Annotated in this window: 13 protein-coding genes and 1 pseudogene; 4 read left to right on the top strand and 10 right to left on the bottom strand. The window is 68.5% G+C overall.

The window, feature by feature from the left end:
* Window positions 1-4: 4 nt before the first annotated feature.
* The 5 genes from OG395_RS42335 to OG395_RS42355 all read right to left on the bottom strand — a co-directional run bounded on the left by OG395_RS42335 (window position 5) and on the right by OG395_RS42355 (window position 5148).
* Window positions 5-937, bottom strand: coding sequence for a carbohydrate ABC transporter permease (locus OG395_RS42335; RefSeq protein WP_442818790.1), 933 nt, complete (start codon window positions 935-937; stop codon window positions 5-7).
* Between the two features lie 8 nt (window positions 938-945).
* Window positions 946-1842, bottom strand: coding sequence for a carbohydrate ABC transporter permease (locus OG395_RS42340; protein ID WP_327247650.1), 897 nt, complete (start codon window positions 1840-1842; stop codon window positions 946-948).
* A gap of 96 nt (window positions 1843-1938) precedes the next feature.
* Window positions 1939-3243 (bottom strand): ABC transporter substrate-binding protein, encoded by a 1305-nt coding sequence (locus OG395_RS42345; protein ID WP_327247651.1) that lies wholly within the window; start codon window positions 3241-3243, stop codon window positions 1939-1941.
* Window positions 3244-3357: 114 nt separating this feature from the next.
* Window positions 3358-4446 carry a LacI family DNA-binding transcriptional regulator gene (locus tag OG395_RS42350; RefSeq protein WP_327247652.1) on the bottom strand — a complete coding sequence of 363 codons (1089 nt, stop codon included), beginning with the start codon at window positions 4444-4446 and terminating at the stop codon, window positions 3358-3360.
* A 108-nt stretch (window positions 4447-4554) separates the two neighbouring features.
* Window positions 4555-5148 carry an outer membrane protein assembly factor BamB family protein gene (locus tag OG395_RS42355; RefSeq protein ID WP_327247653.1) on the bottom strand — a complete coding sequence of 198 codons (594 nt, stop codon included), beginning with the start codon at window positions 5146-5148 and terminating at the stop codon, window positions 4555-4557.
* A 172-nt stretch (window positions 5149-5320) separates the two neighbouring features.
* Here OG395_RS42355 and OG395_RS42360 point away from each other — a divergent pair.
* Window positions 5321-5569 (top strand): annotated as a pseudogene (locus OG395_RS42360) (fumarylacetoacetate hydrolase family protein); the annotation flags it as partial.
* A gap of 55 nt (window positions 5570-5624) precedes the next feature.
* Here OG395_RS42360 and OG395_RS42365 read toward each other — a convergent pair.
* From OG395_RS42365 to OG395_RS42385, 5 genes are all read right to left on the bottom strand, one after another.
* The gene (locus OG395_RS42365) at window positions 5625-6377 is read right to left on the bottom strand and encodes a FadR/GntR family transcriptional regulator (RefSeq protein WP_327247654.1); all 753 of its coding nucleotides are present in this window, start codon (window positions 6375-6377) and stop codon (window positions 5625-5627) included.
* Window positions 6378-6439: 62 nt separating this feature from the next.
* A complete protein-coding gene (locus tag OG395_RS42370) occupies window positions 6440-7060 on the bottom strand; it encodes a bifunctional 4-hydroxy-2-oxoglutarate aldolase/2-dehydro-3-deoxy-phosphogluconate aldolase (RefSeq protein WP_327247655.1) in 621 nt (206 codons plus the stop codon).
* 50 nt (window positions 7061-7110) lie between these two features.
* Entirely contained in the window at window positions 7111-8064 is a 954-nt protein-coding gene (locus OG395_RS42375; RefSeq protein WP_327247656.1) for a sugar kinase, read from the bottom strand.
* A complete protein-coding gene (locus tag OG395_RS42380; protein ID WP_327247657.1) occupies window positions 8061-9005 on the bottom strand; it encodes a dihydrodipicolinate synthase family protein in 945 nt (314 codons plus the stop codon). The genes OG395_RS42375 and OG395_RS42380 overlap by 4 nt, the downstream gene beginning before the upstream one ends.
* A gap of 9 nt (window positions 9006-9014) precedes the next feature.
* A complete protein-coding gene (locus OG395_RS42385) occupies window positions 9015-10775 on the bottom strand; it encodes an IlvD/Edd family dehydratase (RefSeq protein ID WP_327247658.1) in 1761 nt (586 codons plus the stop codon).
* A gap of 326 nt (window positions 10776-11101) precedes the next feature.
* Here OG395_RS42385 and OG395_RS42390 point away from each other — a divergent pair, with 326 nt between their 5' ends.
* The 3 genes from OG395_RS42390 (at window position 11102) to OG395_RS42400 (ending at window position 14885) form a co-directional block, all read left to right on the top strand.
* Window positions 11102-12142, top strand: a complete 1041-nt coding sequence (locus tag OG395_RS42390) for a substrate-binding domain-containing protein (protein WP_327247659.1) — start codon at window positions 11102-11104, stop codon at window positions 12140-12142.
* Window positions 12143-12258: 116 nt separating this feature from the next.
* A complete protein-coding gene (locus OG395_RS42395; RefSeq protein ID WP_327247660.1) occupies window positions 12259-13854 on the top strand; it encodes a sugar ABC transporter ATP-binding protein in 1596 nt (531 codons plus the stop codon).
* Window positions 13851-14885, top strand: a complete 1035-nt coding sequence (locus tag OG395_RS42400) for an ABC transporter permease (protein WP_327247661.1) — start codon at window positions 13851-13853, stop codon at window positions 14883-14885. The genes OG395_RS42395 and OG395_RS42400 overlap by 4 nt, the downstream gene beginning before the upstream one ends.
* Window positions 14886-14995 lie beyond the last annotated feature (110 nt).

Genomic DNA, 14995 nt, shown 5'->3' on the forward strand with positions numbered 1-14995 from the left:
TGGCCTACTTGACGGCGCCGGCTGTCATGCCGGACTTCCAGAACCGCTGGAGCATCAGGAAGAGGACGACCAGCGGGACCACGGACACCAGCGATCCGACGATGGCCAGGAGGTAGTCCTGCGGGTGCCCCTGGGAGAGCGCGGAGGAGTACCAGACGTACAACCCGAGATTGACCGGGAAGAGGTCCTTGTCGGACAGCATCACCAAGGGAAGGAAGAAGCTGTTCCAGATCTGGGTGAACTGGAAGAGGAAGATGGTCACGAAGCCCGGCGCGATCATGGGCAGGGCGATCCTGCAGAAGGTTCTGAACTCGCCTGCCCCGTCCACACGGGCGGCCTCGAGGACCTCGTTGGGGATGTACGAGGCGCTGAAGACGCGGGCCAGATACACCCCGAACGGGAACACGAGGCCGGGGATGAACACGCCCCAGAAGTTGTTCACCAGACCGGCTTTGGCAGCGATCAGGTAGAGCGGGATCGCCATCGCCGTTCCGGGCACCATCACGCCCAGCAGGACGAAGGAGAAGAGCTTCTCCTTGCCGGGGAAGTTCAGTTTGTCGAACGTGTACCCCGCGGCCACGCTGAACAGTGTCGCCAGCAGCGAGCCGACACCGGCATACAGGATGGTGTTGAGCAGCCAGCGCAGGAAGATCCCGTTGTCGACCTCGAACAGGTACGTGAGGTTGTCGACGAGCGCGAAGTCCTTGCCCGGGGCGAAGCCGTTGGTGGCGAAGAGGTCCTGGCGGCTCTTGGTGGACGAGAGGACCAGCCAGAGCATCGGCAGAAGTGTGTAGAGGGCGGCGAGACCCAGCATCGCGGTCACACCGGCCTTGGACAGCAGGACCGATGGACGGTTCCCGGGGCCGCGCCGGCCCGGCCGGCTCCTGTCCGTCCGCTCCGGAGCTGGACAGGAGCCGGCGGGGGCAACGCGTGTCATGGTCTTGGTCACGGCTTGCTCCTGCTGCGCGAAAAGCGGGTGACGAGGAAGGACAGCAGCGCGGCGAACAGCGCGATGAGCAGCGAGGCCGCTGCTGCCAGACCGAAGTCGTTGTGGGTGAAGGCGGCGGTCTGGACGAACATGTTGGGCGTCCAGCTGCTGCCGATCGAGCTGGAGGCGCTGTAGATGACCTTCGGCTCAGTGAAGAGCTGGACCGATCCGATCACGGTGAACAGCACGGCCAGGGCGATGGCCGGGCGGATCATCGGCACCTTGATCGACAGGGCGGTACGGATCTGGCCGGCACCGTCGATCTTCGCCGCGTCCAGGGCCTCGGTCGGCACCGCCTGGAGGGCGGCGTAGAAGATGACCATGTTGTACCCGATCCACTCCCAGACGGCGATGTTCGCCGCGGAGAAGACAGCGTTGTCCGCTGACAGGAAATCGATGTCGAGGCCGCCGGCGCTGAGGAAGTCGATCACCGGGCTCAGTCCGGGCGTGTACAGGTAGACCCAGATGAGTGCCGCGATCAGACCGGGCACCGCGTGCGGGAGGAACAGGGCCAGCTGGAAGAAGGTCCGCGCCTTGGTCAGTGCCGAGTCCAGCAGCAGGGCGAGGACGAGCGCGCCGCCGATCATCACCGGAATGTAGATCGCGACGTACGCGGCAATGGTGAGGAATCCGCCGCGGAACGCCGGGTCCGACAACGCGTGTACGTAGTTGTCCAGTCCGGCGAAGACCTCTTCTGTGCCACCGAAGCCGAGGCCGGAGGTGTGGGTGGTGAACAGGCTCATCCAGCCCGCGTAGACCAGTGGGGCGAGGGTAACGGCGGCGAAAAGGATGAAGAAGGGGGCCAGGAGCAGCGTGGCGGTGCGGCGCTGGGCGCGGGCTGACGAAGTTGTCATACCGGGCCTTTCTCGATGGGAGCGGGAAGCGTCGGGGCGGGAGCCGATGCCGGCCTCGGCCTGCGGGGCGGGCATCGGCTCACCGGGGTTCGCGTACTACGGGGCGACCTTCATCCCGCGCCGCTCCATGTCCTTCACGGTCGCCTGCTGGGAGCCGGTGAGGATGTCGAGGAGCTTCACTTTGCCCTGGGCAACGTTCGGAAGCTGATCGACGATGGCCGTGTTCGTGGTCCCCATGACGGGGCCCCACGTCCAGCCGGGCCGGACCGCTGCGTAGGACTTGCTGCCCACGGCGTACACGTCCTGGCCGCCGAAGTAGTCGGTGGGGAAGGCGGCCTTGGTGACCGGCACGAGCTTGGGGTCGGCGGGGAACATGCTGCTGGTCCCGGAGGAGACCCACGCCTTCATGCCCGCGGGGTCGGTGGTGATCCACTTGATGAACTCCTCGGCGGCACCGCTGTTCTTGGCGCCCTTCGGTATGACGAACGAGGAGCCGCCGTACATGGCCGAGGCCGGCTTGCCGTCCCAGGTAGGCACCGGGGCCACCGACCACTTGCCCTTCTGGTCGGCGACGGTCGCCTGCTGGGCCCCCGCGCACCAGCTCGCGCAGACGTAGGCGACGGTCCGGTTCTGCTGGACGCTTGTCCAGAACGGGTCGAGCGAGCTCACCGAGGTGACGAGGTCCTTCCGGGCGAGGTCACCCCAGTAGTCGGCGACCTTCCGGGAAGGAGCGTCGTCCAGCGACACCGTCCAGGAATCCTTCTCCGTGCCGAACCACTGCGAACCGGCCTGCCAGGCGAGGGCGGTCAGCAGTCCCGGGTTGTCGGTGTAGAGAACCCCGCCGCGGGCCTTCGGGTCCGCCTTCTTCACCTGAGCGGTCATGTTCCGATACGCGTCCCACGTCTTGGGGACACTGATCTTGTGGCTCTTGAAGAAGTCGTTGCGGTAGTACAGCATCAGCGGAGCCGCGTCGCGGGGAACACCCCACGTCTGGCCCCCCAGCTCGACCAACTGCCTTACGGACTTCGGGAAATGTTCCTTGACCAGGGGCGCGAGCGAATCGCTCAGCGTCTCCAGCTTGCCCTGAGTGGCGAACTCCGGCAGCTGCGGGTACTCGACGACCGCGGCATCCGGGGCGGTGCCGGCCTTCACGGCGTTCGTGAGTTTGGAGTAGTACTCCTGGCCCGAGGGCACCGCCTCGAAGGTCACCTTGATGTCCGGGTGGGTCCGGTTGAAGGCCTTCGCCACTTCGTCGGAGCCCTTGACAAAGGACCAGAAGGTGACCTTTCCGGTGCCCTTCTCCGCCGTGGAAGTCCCGCTGTCCGAGTCTCCACATCCCGTGGCGAGAAGGCCGATTGCTGCGACGGAGCAGACCAGCGCTGTCAGTCGTCTACGAAACATGAGTGTGTCACCGATCGTTCGCTTGGGTGTCACCGCAATCATTCGTTACATACGACAGTGAGTCAATGCATCTGATTTCGTTTTTTGGCAACGAAACCATCTGCCATCACATGGTTACGCGTTGGCCCGGCGGTTGGCGCCACAGGATGCGCGGACTCGCAGTTCCGGGCGGAGCAGGATCTCGGCCAGGGGGGCGGCCGGGTCGGACAGTCGGCGTACCGCCAGGTCGAGCGCCCATGACCCCACCGCCTGTTTGGGGGGTGCCACGGCGGTGAGGGGGACGTCGCTCAGCTCGGCGACCTCGTCGTCGTAGGTGACCAGTGCCAGATCTTCCGGCACGCGCATACCGCGTGTGCGCAGGATGCCGACGAGGGCGATGGCGTCGATGTCGTTGTGCACCAGTGCGGCCCGGACCTCGCCGGATTCCACGGCCCGGACCACTTCTTCGAAGCGCGCGTCGGCCGGAGCCGCATCACCGGTGGTGCTGATGAGGAACTCCGGCCCCGGCGTCAGCCCCATGGCCTTCACGGCGTCGGCATGACCGGCGCTGAGAAGAGCCGTGTTGGGGCTCTCGATCCTGGCGACGAGGGCCACCTTGTCGTGTCCGAGCCCGGCGAGATGGCGCACCGCGAGGGCCGCGCCGTAGGCGTGGTCGGAGGCTACCTGCTCCAGCCGGCCGGCCCGTATCCCGGCCCGGCGCTCCACCAGCACGGCCGGCACATCGAGGGTACTCAGCCACTGCTCGGCCTTGTCCAGAGGGCGCAGGCCCGGGTGCAGCATCAGCAGCAGGCTGTTGATCCCGCCGGCCACGAGTTGGCGGACCTGCTCCTGGTTCTCCGACAGCGACTCCCCGGAGACGGTCAGTACGACGCGGACGCCACGCGCGCGGGCCGCGTTCTGGACGCCCCGGATCACCTCCGCGTAGTAGTAGCCGCCTGGCGGCACCACCAGCCCGACGGCGTACTTCTCCCCGGCGAGGGCCGGGGCGGGGGCCGAGGCCTCGACGGGAGCGGGAGCGTCCGAGGCCAGGGCCCTGGCACCGCCGTGCACACGGTTCAGCAGTCCCTGGCCGGCCAGCTCCCGCACGTCCTGGCGCAAGGTCACCGCGGAGACTCCCATCTCCTCCGCCAGCGCCTTCACGGTGATCGAACCCTGGCGCTCCACAGTGCGCAGGATCGCTTCCCGCCGCTCGTTAGCCAACACCTTCAGTCCCCTCTCGGTAACGAGTGAGTCATCATTCTTCACTCGACAACCGAAAAGATATCAATCAAAGGTAAACGATGGCCTGGAGCAGAGGATCTCGTGGCGGGGTCAGTGCGTCGGCCTGTCGTCGACGGCGACGAGGCTGCCACCGCGGAGCGTGTAGAGCAGCCCCTCGTGGACGTTGACATGCGGGCCGCACCAGGCCCCGTTGACGTCGGCGACGACCGTGGTGACGGCGAACGTCTTCGGATGGAAGCGGAAGAGCGTGGTGTCCGAGACGCCGTAGACCGCGCCTCGGTTGGTGACCATGGCGGCGAAGCCCTTGCTGACACTGCTGACGTCCGCGGTGTGCACCACCTTCCTGGCCGGCACGTCGATGACGAAAAGCCCTCCCTTGGTGGTGAGGCCGTAGAGGTTCCGGCCCTGCACCGCCAGAGCCGCCACTCCCGCCGACTGCTTCGTGTCGACGCTCCACCGCTCCTTGCCGGTGGCCGGATCGACGGCGACGACGGTGGCGCGCGGTCCCTCCTTGGCGGCGTTATCGCCGCCCAGGTAAGCGACGCCGTCCCGGTTGGCCACCGCCCGCACGAGCTGGACGTCGTCGATCGGATTGACGTAGGACGCCGACCTCCCGGTTCTGGGAGAGTACGTCCACAGGGCGCCGCCGCCCTCGGTGTCGGACTGCACACCGACGAGGAGCACGGGAAGAGTCGTACCGCCAGATGCCCTGCGCGTTGTCCTGGCCGGTGTACAGGACGCCTTCGATCACTTCAGCGTCCTTGGCCTCACCCGGTGCCTGCAGGTTGACGACCTCGCCGGTCTTCAGGTTGCGCCGTGAGATGGCGCCGTTGCCGCCGAGGTCGGCGGCGATCCCGTCCTCAGCGACGACGGAACCACCCACGACCTCACCGGCCTGACCGGCGACATCGACGGGGCGTTCCTTGCCGTCGGCGGCATCGAGCGGGTCGCAGCGGCCCTGCGGGCCGGCACGCTGCCCGTCCTGGACGCCACAGGGCTGCGCATCGGCCCGCCGCTCGCCCGTCCTGGCAAGGTGGTGTGCATCGGCCTCAACCACCGCGACCACGCCGAGGAGACCGGCGCCGCCGTACCGGAGCGTCCCGTGACGAGCTGTGACGGTAAGCGAACACATAACTGGTGACCGGTGGGGCCACGATCAGTTAAGTGGCGTCACCACGTTCGGGCATGGGGCGACTGCTGAGCGCGCAGTGTGCGCCCCCTTCCAGTAGTTGTTCTACCTCGCGGTGGGCGGAGTCGACGATCGCGCGGACGCACTGCGCAGCGTCGTCCGGGCGTCCCTCGGCGATGGCCTCGGCCACCTCTGTATGGCGGCGTACTGCGTCCGTGTCCACGTGGTCCGGCATCAGAGGAAGGTCACGGCGGGCAACAAGCAGTTCCTCGGTGACCTCGGAGAGCTGGGCGAACATGCCGTTTCCCGACGCGTTGAGCAGAGCTCGGTGAAAGGCCAGGTCTGCCGCTATGAAGCCCTGGGTGTCATCGGTATGGGCGATGCTCTCCATCGCCCGGGCGAGTTCGACGAGCGTATTGCGGGTGTCAGGCGAAGCGCCCACTGCCGCGAGGGCCGCGGCAGACGGTTCCACGGCGGCCCGCAGTTCGGTGAGTTCGCGCAGCTGCGCGCTGCGGAAGGGGGAGGCCAACCGCCATCGGATGACCTGGGGGTCGTAGAGGTTCCATTCGGCCATCGGCCGCACGGTGATGCCCACACGGGGACGGCTGGTGACGATCCGCTTCGACTCCAGGACCCGGACGGCCTCGCGTGCCACGGTTCGGGAGACTCCGTACCGGTCCTGTACGTCTTCGAGACGGAGAACCTGGCCCGCACGGATCTCCTGCGCGGCGAGGGATTCCCCGATCCGCTTGACCACCTGACCGTGCAGCCCGTGCAGTTCCACGCTACTCCTTGTGGCTTGTTCCAGAAACGCCGACACTTGCCGATTCTGTCGTCCGGTGTACGTCAACGAGCCTCGGCGAGTGTGCGCAGGAGTGTGCTCACCCGTTCACCGGCGCTGCGGGCACCCCCCGATGTCAGGGCCGAGCCCATGCCGCAGGCCACTGCACCTGCGGCTATCCATTCCGGCGCGTTGTCGATTGTCACACCTCCCGTGGGTAGCACCGGCGCCTGGGGGAGCGCGGCACGCACATCGCGCAGCCAGGAGGGTGAGACGGCCGAGGCCGGGAAGAGCTTGAGCGCGTCAGCACCTTCTTCCAGGGCGCGCACCATCTCGGTGGGTGTCGCGACGCCGGGGAAGACCGGGACTCCGTAGCGGTGGCCGGTGCGGATGACCTCAGGGTGGAGGCTCGGTGACACGAGGAAGCGGGCGCCCGCTTCGACGGCGGCGCGTGCGGCGGCCGCGTCGATTACGGTGCCCGCGCCGACCAGCGCATCGGGGTGGGTCTCGGCGAGGCGGGCCAGGGCGGTGAGGGCACGTGGGGTGGTGAGGGCGATCTCTACGGCGTGCAGTCCGGCGTTCAGCACAGCTTCCGCTGCGGCGACGGCTTCCTTCGGTCCTGCGGTGCGGATGATGCCGAACACGCGCTGTGCGGTGACGGCCTGGGTGGTCTCCCATTGGTACATGATGTTCGTACTCTCCTGCTCCTGAAGTGGTGCGCCGCCGGTGGGTGGCGTCAGCGGATGACGGTTTCGCCGCTGGTGCTGGTGAGGGCAGCCAGGGCGCGGTCGAGGCCGACGCGGTCGGGCAGGCCGTCCGTGTCGGTTGGGCATTGGACTACCAGTGCCGCGACAGCGGCGGCTTGGCGCAGGCACTGATCCGGGCCGTGACCGTGCAGCAGGCCGAAGAGGAAGCCTGCGGCAAAGGCGTCTCCCGCTCCCACGGGGTCGGCGACCGGGACTTGGAAGGCGGGCTGGCGGCACGCTTTTGCTTCGCGCGTGAGACAGGTCGCTGATTTGTCGCGGTGTTTGACGACGATCGTTCCAGGGCCCATCCCCAGAAGGGAGGCCGGGTCTGGAACGCCCAGTAGCTCCAGTTCGTCCTCGCCTGCCAGCACCACGTCCGCGTGGGCCAGCAGCGGACTGATGACCTCGCGCCAGCGGTCCGGTGAACCGAGCTTGTGGCGGATGTTCGGATCGAACGAGAGGACCGCTCCGGCGGCTCGGGCCAGTTCGACCAGACGCCATGTCGCCCGGTTCGCCGAGGCCGACAGCATCGGGGTGATCCCGGTGATGTGTACCAGTCGTGCCCCCTCGAACATGTGGGGCTCCAGTTCGTGTGGCGACAGCCGGGACGCGGCCGAACCCGCACGCAGGTACTGCACGTCGATCGCGCGCGCAGGGTGACTGTCACGTATGAGGACCCCGGTCGGAGCCTCGGGGTCCGTCACCGCGCACGAGCTGTCTACGCCCTGCGCGCGCAGCTGGGCCAGCACGGCCCGCCCCGCCGGATCGTCACCGACGCGGCCGAGCCAGCGGACGCCATGTCCGAGCCGGGCCAGGCCCGCCGCCACATTGCTCTCGGCGCCCGCGATGGAGCGGCGGAACGAGAGCGCGTGTTCCAGCGGCACCCCGGGTTCGGCCAGTATGAGGAGCATGGTCTCGCCGCACACGACGACTTCGGCGCTCATTGAGCCAGCTCCGGTACCAGGGTGGCGAACTCCGCACAGAAGCGGTCGATCATTCTCAGCTCCTCCTCGTCCAGCAGGTATCCCGGCGCCCGGCAGTGCGCGGACGCGAACCAGCCACGGCGCACGGAGATCTCCTTCTCCACGGCGATGATCAGCTCCACGTTCTGCATCCAGTACGAGAGGTAGGGCAGCATCCGGGTGTGCAGGGCGACGGCCTCGGCCTCGTCGCCGCGCTCCCAGCGCTCCCAGAGTTCGACGTACAGCTCGGTGAAGGAGCAGCCCGGCTGCACGCCGACCGCCCCGCGCCGCAGGGCGTCCGGCAGTTGCAGACCGGCGTAGCCGACCAGCGAGGGCAGCGGACGTGGCCCGGCGGCCAGAGCCGCGATCAGCCGGCCCGGCGGGGCGGACTCGACCTTGACCCAGCGCAGATTGGGGTGCTCGGCGGCCAGCCGGTGCAGGGTGGGTGCGTCCAGCGCCGTTCCGGTCTGCGCCGGGGCGTACTGCACCACAACGGGCAGTGGATCGACGGCGGTGAGTACCTCGCGCAGATGGGCCGTGACGGCATCCTTGGAGGGTGCGAGGAAGTGCGGCGGGAGCAGGTTGACGGCGTCGGCCCCGAGTTCGGCGGCCCGGAGCGCCTGGCGGACCGCGGACCGGGTGGCGTGGTCCGGCACGGAGACGATGGCGGCGACATCGTGGCGCTGCCGGGTCCGCCGCAGGAGAAGCCCGGTGAGCAGTGCCCTCTCCTCTGGGTCGAGTTTGTGGAACTCGCTCGCGAAGCCCGGGAACATCAGCGAACCGACCCCAGCCGCGAGTACCCGGTCCACCACCGTGGTGAACCCGTCGGGGTCGAGCTCGCCGTCACCGTGGAACGGGACTTCCAGGACGGGCGAGGCGCCGCGGACCAGCGTGTCGAGATCCTTGTGTACGGGTGCGGACATGTCGGTTCCTCAGAAGGCTTGTCGGGGCGGGGGCGAGCCGGTCGAGCCGACGAGGAAGTCGAGGTCGGCGCCGGTGTCGGCCTGGGTGACGTGTTCGGTGTAGAGGTAGGTCCAGCCACGGGTGACGGGCGGTTTCGGCCGCTGCCACGCGGAGCGCCGCCGGTCCATCTCGGTCTCGTCGATCAGCACGTCGAGCCGTCGGCCGGGGACGTCGAGCCTGACTTGGTCGCCGGTGCGGACGAACGCCAGCGGACCGCCGACCGCCGCCTCCGGCGCCACGTGCAGAACGCACGTTCCGAAGGCCGTTCCGGACATGCGGGCATCGGATACCCGCACCATGTCCCTGATCCCGGCGTCCAGCAGCCTCTTCGGCAGCGGCAGGTTGCCCACCTCGGGCATGCCCGGGTAACCGCGCGGGCCGGTGTTGCGCACGATGAGCACCGTCTCGGCGCGGACATCGAGTGAGGGGTCCTCGGCAACGGCGAGGTAGTCCTCGATGGAGTCGAAGACGAGAGCGGGGCCGGTGTGGTCCAGCAGGCGCGGCGCGGCGGCCGACAGCTTGATGACGGCACCGTCCGGGGCGAGGCTGCCGCGGACCACGGCCGTCCCCCGTCCCGCGGGCAGCACCGGGTTGTCGAAGGCCCGGATGACCTCGCGGTCGTACACCTGGGCATCCACGCAATTGGCCGTCAGGGAAAGGCCGGTGACCGTCACCGTGTCCGGGTGCAGGGCGTCCCGCAGGTCGTTGACGAGCGCCGGCAGCCCTCCGGCGTAGGCGAACTCCTCCATCAGGAACCGCCCGGAGGGCATCAGGTCGATGAGCAGGGGAAGTTCGGCGCCCAGGCGGTCGAAGTCGTCGAGTTCCAGGGGCACCCCCAGCCGTCCGGCCAGGGCGAGCAGGTGCACCACCGCGTTCGTGGACCCGCCGATCGCCGCGTTGATCCGGACCGCGTTCTCGAAGGCCGCCCGCGTCATGATGCGCCGCGGGGTGAGATCGCTCCCCGCGAGCGCCACGGCCCGTGCGCCGGTTTCTTCTGCCAGCGTGCCACGCCGGGCGTCCACGGCCGGCAGCCCGGAGCCACCGGGCAGCATCATGCCCAGGGCCTCCGTCAGGCAGGCCATGGTGGAGGCCGTGCCCATGGTCATGCAGTGACCCGCGGAACGGTTCAGGGACGACTCGAACTCGGTGAACTCCTCCTGTGAGATCGTCCCGGCGCGCAACTCCTCCGTCATCCGCCAGATGTCGGTGCCGGATCCCACGTTCCGGCCCTTGAACCGGCCGTTGAGCATGGGGCCGCCTGTGAGGACGATGGCGGGTACGCCCGCGCTGGCCGCGCCCATCAGAGCCGCCGGCGTCGTCTTGTCGCACCCAGTGAGCAGCACGACGGCGTCGATCGGATTGGCCCGGATCTGCTCCTCGATCTCCATGGCGGCCAGGTTGCGGTAGAGCATCGACGTCGGCCGCAGGAACGGTTCGCCGAGAGACATGGCGGGAAATTCCAGGGGGAAGCCGCCTGCCTGCAGTACACCGCGTTTCACGGCGTCCGCGAGGATCTGCAAGTGGCCGTTGCACGGGGTCAGTTCGGAGAACGTGTTGCAGATGCCGATGACCGGGCGGCCGTCGAAGTTGTGACCGCCGCGCCCCATGGCCCGCAGGTGGTGACGGGCGATGAAGCCGTTCTTGCCGCCGTCGCCGAACCAGGCCCGGCTCCTGAGCCCCTCTCCACCCGTGTCGGGAGCTGCGGCTGACGGTGTCTCTGGCTCTGCCATGGGTGGCCCTCCGATGGGGGTGCGGCGACGAGGGGCTGACGCCCGAGACCGCGCTGTGACCGTGCAGGGGCTTGCCCTGCCGACGGATTTTAATGATGCTATCAAATGACGATAGCGTGTGGATGGGCCGGAAGAGGTCGGTCCCCGGCGCCGGAGGGGCAGTTCGTGGACGCAGGTCGATGGGCGGAGCAAGCCCTTCCGCGTGCGGCCGGCCGCTCAGCCGACGGAACGTGCCGACGCGACCCGTCACCACCCCACCCGTTCTCACCACTCGACCCCGGCAGCGCGATACGCGACGGTCGCGGCCGGCTCAGAAGGAGTTCCCCATGAATGCTTCGTCCCGTCGGCGCATCGCCGTCGCCACCGGACTGCTGCTCACCCTGGCTCTCACCACGGCATGCTCCTCGGGCAAGGAGTCCTCGGGCGGCGACGCGGTCGGGAAGGTCGATGACAAGATCTCCCTCACCTATCTGCAGAAGCAGGGCGATCAGGAGTACTTCGTGGGCGAGGCCGCCGGTGCCAAGGCGAAGGCCGAGGAACTCGGCATCGATCTCAAGGTGGTCAATCTGGGCAATGACGCCAACAAGACGGTCAGTGAGGTGCAGTCCGCCGTCGCGCAGAAGACCAAGGGCATCATCATCGTCGTCCCCGACCCGGCCGTGGGGCCGCAGGTTGTCCAGACGGCGAAGGACGGCAACGTCGCCCTGCTCACCTCGGACGACCAGATCTGCACCACCGGCCCTGCCCCGGCCTCCTGCGGCAAGGACGGCCTGGTTCCCCGGATCGGGTTCAGCGGCGCGCAGATGGGCGGCGAGGTCGGAAAGCGTGCCGCCGCCGAGTACGAGAAGGCCGGCTGGAAGGCCGCCGACACACGGGTCATCTCGGCCTGGAAGCAGGACGTCACCGTCTGCGGCGACCGGGTCAACGCCGCCAGGAAGGCCTTCGACGCCGCGGTGCCCGGCGTGAAGACCATCAACGTGGCCACCGACAACACCCCCACCGGTGCCCAGGACAAGATCGCCGCGACGATCACCGCGAACTCCAAGGTGAAGAACTGGGTCGTCTGGGGCTGCAACGACGAGAACGCCATGGGCGGTGTGACCGCCCTGCAGAACGCTGGCATCGGCCCCGACCACGTCATCGGCGTCGGCCTCGGCGCCTACCTCGCCTGCAAGGAGTGGCAGTCCGACAAGAAGAGCGGCATGAAGGCGGCCCTCTTCATCAACGGCAAGGATGTCGGCGCCCTGGCCGTCCAGACCATGTACGACAAGCTCAAGAACGGCAAGCCCTTCCCGCAGGAGGCCTTCGCCCCCACCACGATGGTCGACGCCTCCTCCTGGAAGGACTCCGGCCTCACCTGCAGCTGAACCGTTCCGGCCCGCGGCTGCCCCCGCCGCTGACGCCGCGGGCCGACGGCAGTCCCGCAGACCGGCCCCACACCCATGACCACACCGCGCGCCATGCCTTCGAGGTGAACCGAAACATGACCAGAGCCTCCCAACCGCCCCCCGGCCGGGGCCCTTCCACGACACAGCCCACCACATCACCGGCGTCCCCGTCCCTCGGCATCGCGGACGTCACCAAACGGTTCGGAGCGGTGCGGGCGCTCGGCGGCGTCACGCTCGACTTCCCGCGCGGGCAGGTCACCGCGCTCATGGGCGAGAACGGAGCGGGCAAGTCGACCCTGCTTAAGATCCTCACCGGGGACCACCAGCCGACCGAGGGAAACGTCGTCCTCGGCGACGAAGCGGTGGTGCTCGACTCCCCGGCCAGGGCGCGGGCGGCGGGCATCCGGATCATTCCGCAGGAACCCGAGATCATCCCGCACATCTCGGTCGCGGAGAACGTCTACGCCGGCGCGCTGCCGCGCAAGGCCGGCAGACGATTCGACCGAGCCGAACTGCGCCGCCGGATCGATGCGGACCTGGCCCGGCTCGGCTTCGCCGACGTGCTGGACCCGGACCTCCTCGGCTCACAGCTGACCCCGGCCCAACGCCAACTGGTCGAGATCATGCGCGCCCTCACCGGCAGCACGACCGCGAAGCTGATCGCCTTCGACGAACCCACCTCCTCCCTGGCCGAGCACGAGGTGGAGGCTCTGTTCGCCCTGATCCGGAGGCTGCGCGACGAGGGCATCGCGATCGTCTACGTCTCGCACCGCATGCAGGAGATCTTCCAGCTCGCCGACCGTATCGCCGTGCTGCGCGACGGCACCTTGGTCGGCGTGCAGGAGGCGAGCACGACGAACGAAGCGGCCCTCGTACGCCTGATGGTGGGGCGCGACCTGTCCGCCATGTTCGTACGACAGCGCGTGGCGACCGACCGTCTTGTTCTCGACGTCCAGAACCTCACCACCGACGACGTGCACGACATCTCGCTCCAGGTCCATGCCGGCGAGGTCGTCGGCCTCGCCGGCCTGATCGGAGCAGGCCGTTCCGAACTGGCCCTGGCCCTGGCCGGTGATCAGCCCGTCCACAGCGGCAGCGCCACCCTGGACGGTGTTCCGCTGCCGAGTGGCCGGCCCGGCGCGGTGATCCGGGCCGGCCTGGGGCTCGCGCCGGAGGAACGCAAGGCACAGGCGCTGTTCCTGCAGCAGTCCGTCCGGGCCAACATCTCGCTGGTGGTCCTCGACCGGCTGCGACGCTTCCGCTTCGTACGCCGCACCGCCGAGCGGGAGCTCGCCCAGCACTACACCGACCGGCTCAGAGTGCGTACACCCTCGGCCGATCACGAAGTACGCAAGCTGTCCGGCGGCAACCAGCAGAAGGTCGTCCTCGCCCGGTGGCTGGCGCGCAAACCCAAGGTGCTGATCCTCGACGAGCCGACCCGCGGCATCGACGTCGGTGCCAAGGCCGAGATCTACCAGATCATCGCCGACCTCGCCGCCGAGGGCGTCGCCGTCCTCGTCATCTCCTCGGAGCTGCCCGAGCTCCTCGGTCTCGCCGACCGTGTGGTCGTCATGCAGGAAGGACGCATCACCGGCGAGCTCAGCCACGACGAAGCCACCGAAGAATCCATCCTCGCCCTCGCGATGGCCCACGACATCATCGGCGTCAGCACCCCCGGAGCCACCTCATGACCCTCACCAGCCCTCCCTCCCCGGCCGTCAAAGGGCCGTCGGAGGTTCCTGCCGCCTTCCGGCCGAAGCTGCTCGCCCGTATCAGCGGACAAAACATCAGCCTCGTCGGTGCGCTCGTCGTTGTCCTCGTGCTGTTCGGGGCGCTCAACGACAACTACCTCAGCCTGTCGAACATGCAGGTGATCGCCGAGGCGGCCACCATCACGGGCCTGCTCGCCATCGTGCAGACCGTCGTGATCATCTGCGGAGGGCTCGACATCTCCGTCGGCTCGCAGGCCGGTGTGGCCTCCGTGGTCAGCGCGATGGTCTTCACCAGTACCGGAACCAACGCCTTTCTCGGCATGGCGGCCGCCGTCGCGGTCGGCCTGCTCATCGGCGCCCTGAACGGTCTGGTCATCGTGTACGGCCGGGTCAATCCCACCATCGCCACCCTGGCCGGTCTCGCCGCCTACAAGGGCCTCGCCCAACTCCTGTCCGACGGACGGGCCCAGGGGTACGTCCTCAACGACGACATCTTCATCTTCCTCGGCCGCGGGAAGATCGCCGGTCTGCCCGTCATGGTCTGGATCCTCGTCGTCGTCGCCCTGGCCGTTCATCTCCTGCTCCGCTACACCGACATCGGCCGCAACATCTACGCCATCGGCGGCAACGACACCGCCGCCCGCCTCGCCGGCATCAACATCAACAAGTACCTGATCTTCGTCTACGCGCTGATCGGCGTCGTCGCCGCCATCGCCGGCATCCTTCTCACCGCCCGCACCGGGTCCGGCCAGCCCACGTCCGGCAGCGAGGGCCTCGAACTCAAGGCGATCACCGCCGCGGCACTCGGCGGCGCGGCACTCAAGGGCGGCAAGGGAGGCATCGGCGGCACCCTCCTGGCCGTCGCCCTCCTCGGGGCCCTGGAGAACGGACTCACCGTCCAGGGCATCAACTCCTTCTGGCAGAACGTCGCCCAGGGAGCCCTCCTGGTCATCGCCGTCGTCATCCAGCAACGCCGCAGCGGCGAACGCGCGGTGGGACTTCCCGGCTGACCAACCCGGCGAAGCCGCGCCGGCCGCCCGCCCCCCCAGGATTCCCCTCGGTCCTCGCGAAGGGAGGAGGAAGCCCCGGAGATTCCACGCCCCACACTCGTCCAGTTACT

It is taken from the genome of Streptomyces sp. NBC_01320, from assembly GCF_035974375.1.
GTDB classification, from domain to species: domain Bacteria; phylum Actinomycetota; class Actinomycetes; order Streptomycetales; family Streptomycetaceae; genus Streptomyces; species Streptomyces yanii.